The sequence below is a fragment of the Pseudomonas sp. SBT1-2 genome (genome assembly GCF_028640875.1).
Lineage (GTDB): Bacteria > Pseudomonadota > Gammaproteobacteria > Pseudomonadales > Pseudomonadaceae > Aquipseudomonas > Aquipseudomonas chlororaphis_I.
This window is the reverse complement of record NZ_JAQZAA010000042.1, coordinates 1-780: the sequence shown is the minus strand read 5'-3', so window position 1 is coordinate 780 and position 780 is coordinate 1. Positions and strand designations below refer to the sequence as shown.

The 780-nt window shown below is 68.7% G+C and carries 1 protein-coding gene; it reads left to right on the top strand.

The annotated features are described in order from the left end of the window. A partial coding sequence (locus PVZ78_RS03740) for a type VI secretion system Vgr family protein (protein WP_273828246.1) occupies positions 1 to 780 on the top strand: 780 nt, incomplete at both ends.

Below are 780 nucleotides of genomic sequence, written 5' to 3'. Positions count from 1 at the left end.
GCCGGCGACACCGACTACCACTTCATCGAGCGCATCATGCGCGAGGAAGGCTTTTTCTACTCCTTCCGCCACAGTGCCGAGGGGCACCAGCTGGTGCACAGCGATCGCCTGTTCATCCATGGCCGCGTGGGTGATGAGCCGGTGCAGTACAACCCCGCGCCCGGCGGCGACCAGCCGCAGCCGGCGCTGCGCCGCTTTGCCTACACCGAGAACGTGCGCACCGCACGCCAGACCCAGCGCGACTACACCTTCAAGCACCCCCGCTACACCCACCAGCACAGCCGTGATGGCCAGGACCTGGACCACCAGGGCCGCCGCTACGAGCGCTACGACTACCCGGCCCGGGCCAAGTTCGACGAAGCCGGCAAGCCCTTCGTGGAGAACCGCCTACGCGGCCACCGCCGCGATGCGCGCATCGCCTTGGTCGAAGGCGACGACCCGCGCCTGCAGCCGGGCATCTCCTTTACCCTGGCCGGCCATCCGCGCGAGGACATGAACCGCGGCTGGCGCCCGGTGAGCATCGTCCACCGCGGCAAGCAGCACACCAGCCAGGCCGAAGAAAGCGCCGAGGCGCAGTTGGGCACCCACTACCACTACGAGGCCGAGCTGGTGCCGGACGACGCCGAGTGGCGCGCCGAGCCGTTGGCCAAGCCGCGCATCGATGGCCCGCAGAACGCCATGGTCGTCGGCCCCCCCAACGAGGAGATCTACACCGACGAGTACGCCCGGGTGAAGGTCCAGTTCCCCTGGGACCGCCAGGGCAAGCATGACGAATACAGC